Origin of the sequence: Roseibium sp. AS2, from assembly GCF_038900065.1 — a bacterium.
Taxonomy (GTDB): Bacteria; Pseudomonadota; Alphaproteobacteria; order Rhizobiales; family Stappiaceae; genus Roseibium.
In genome coordinates this window covers 1-2582 of the sequence record NZ_JBBMQN010000020.1, presented here as the reverse complement: position 1 = coordinate 2582, position 2582 = coordinate 1, and the positions used below count along the sequence as shown (strand labels likewise).

The following is a 2582-nucleotide window of genomic DNA, read 5'->3' as shown; positions in this document are numbered from 1 at the left end:
CAGGCAGGATGTGTTCGACTACATCGAGATGTTCTACAATCCGACGCGGAAGCACGCCAGGAACGGCATGCTGTCACACGTCGAGTTCGAACGGCGGCAGAAAATGAAAGCCGAAGGCGTCTAGAAAACGCGGGGCTATTCAAATAGCGGCGGCGTGTGCACACGCCAGGCGTATGACATTTTGCAATAATCGCAGCCCTTTGACACCGCGGCGTAACGCCATCAGCGCAACCGGAAAGTGAAACCTGGACACTTGTCAAGGATTACCAATTCGTTAATGTCTCGCCCGGACCCGGGAAGAGGCGCCCGGGGTGTGGGGATTAAAACGACCGGGGAGAAGGCTCCGGTTGAGACGCTATAGCGGAAGATGCGTGGCGGTGCTGAATGGGGGCGATAGTGTGAGTGACGACAGCGATCTCTCCGATGAGGCGATGGGTAGGCCCGTCGCGCAAGCACAGGCCGGGCAGGTTCCTGTTCAGGCGAAAGCTGCGGCATTCGGGAAGACTTCCGTTTTAGCCCCGCCGAAACGAACCAGCGTGAAACTTCGGCTGGCGGATGGCTCGGAAACCGATTGCCGGGCCGGCATCCATCTGGCGCGTGGGGCGCATCGGCACACGGTGTTCCGGGGCATTCCGTTTTCCGAAGACAAGGCCCGGGCGATCTTTGACAAGGCCGTGACGCAGCCGGAGCGGTTCGAGCTGATCTTTGCTGTGCCGGGGGCGGATGAACCGCTCACCGAGGAAGGGATCTATCGCTCTTATGCGTTGCGCGCAAAAAAACAAGTTTCCAGGAATTAAGAGTAGATAAAAATGAATTTTGAAAGTTGTGAATGGTGGATACACGCTCTTTATTTTGGGTTATACTTCATGGTATCTGCATTTTTTTTCTACAAGAAGCCAAAACTAATGATAAATATATACTTAGTATTTTCGACAAGAGATCCGAAATTTGTTTTTTTCTTCATATTTCTGATTGCCTACCCTCTCATTGGAGTTTTTTCTGCTCAAAGTGTAATTTTGTTTGTTTGTGGGGCGTAAAGATATGGGTAGTTCAAAGACAACTGGCTGGTCTATTACTGGTGGTGTTGGTCCCTTTTCCTTCACGACAGGCGAGCTGTACTATGAAGTCGAGACTTATCCTCTTAACTCGGGAGGAGTTGGGGTTGGTGGTGTCCCTTTGCCTAAAACGAGCTGGACCTTCGGTTTGTGGGCCTCACGCATCAAATCAAATTACACACCAGAAGAAATCGAAGGTTTCGGCGCAGATCTTGATGCTGTTCTCGGGCTTGGTCCTGGAATTTCAGTGGGCACGAACGGAGCAACCGTCGCTAGAGCTAGTCTAGGATTGGGATTTGGACTTGGGGGCTCCTATACAGCAGTTGGCGATCCAATTTCTCCACCCACATCAGTTCCAACGCTTCCTAGTGGTTCGGTATCTTCGATGCGTGCGCCCGGGCAATTTGGCCCGGTACAGCAAGGGTTTGAAACCAACGCACTAGATGTTTTGGGCGATCAGGGGGGCTGGGATTTCTATGCTGGACTGCAGGCCAAAAAACAGGAAGAGCTAGCCGCGCAGCGCAAATCCGCGACAGACGTAAACGGCCCTGAAACCGTTGTCGACCTGCCTACGCCCCACTATGCCGGCAAAAGCGACGGTGGCAGTTCCTATGGCAACCCGGACGCAGGCAGCACACCTGCAGCCTCAGCCGCCGCCCAGAACACCAGCGCAGCCAAGTCTGCCCAATCGATTTCAGGCAGCAGCAGCACATATGGAGATCAAGACGCAGGTGGCAGAAGTTATTCGGCTGTAAGAGGTCAGTCAGGTGGAAATGAAGGCGCGACACGCGGCGGGTCCTTGGGAGACGGAACACGTGGCGACAGCAGCAACAACCCCGGTAACAACAATTACAGCGGTGGCAGCGCGAACCCGGATGGTCAGCACAGCAGCAGCTACGGCGATCGAGACGCGGGCGGAACAAGCCAACAAAATGGAGGCAATACACAGCAGACCGGTGGCAACCAAGGTGCCACGCGCGGCGGTGACCAAGGGGACGGAACCAGGGGAGGCCCCGATCCCAGCGTATGCTATTGTTCACCCGTCCTGCTCGATCTGGACGGCGACGGCCTCGAAGTCACCGCGCTGGACCGCTCCACCGTCTTTCTCGACACCGGCGGCGACGGCTTTCTGCATCGCACGGCCTGGGCGGGCGAAGGCGACGGGGTTTTGTATTTCGACCCGGACGAGCGCAACGAGATCACGGAAAAGCGCCAGTTCGTCTTCACCGAATGGGACCCGACGGCGACCAGCGATCTGGAAGCGCTAGCGTCGGTGTTCGACTCCAATGGCGACGGCGTTCTGAACGCCGGCGATGCCGACTTCGGCAAGTTCAAGGTGATAGTCACCCTGCCGGACGGGTCGACCACGTCGAAGACCCTGGCCGAGCTCGGCATCACCGAGATCGACCTGACGGCGGATGCGAGCAACATTGAGCTCAGCGACGGCTCGGTGATCACCGGCAAGACGACCTTCACCCGCAGCGACGGCACCACCGGCACGGTCGGCGACATGCTGCTGGCCTCGGA

The 2582-nt window shown here is 56.6% G+C and carries 1 protein-coding gene and 2 pseudogenes; all 3 read left to right on the top strand.

Features of this window, described 5'->3' with window-relative positions:
• Positions 1 to 124: pseudogene (locus tag WNZ15_RS26250) on the top strand (IS3 family transposase); the annotation flags it as partial.
• 274 nt (positions 125 to 398) lie between these two features.
• Positions 399 to 797 (top strand): hypothetical protein, encoded by a 399-nt coding sequence (locus WNZ15_RS26245; protein ID WP_342896002.1) that lies wholly within the window; start codon positions 399 to 401, stop codon positions 795 to 797.
• A gap of 244 nt (positions 798 to 1041) precedes the next feature.
• Positions 1042 to 2582, top strand: a pseudogene (locus tag WNZ15_RS26240) (hypothetical protein); the annotation flags it as partial.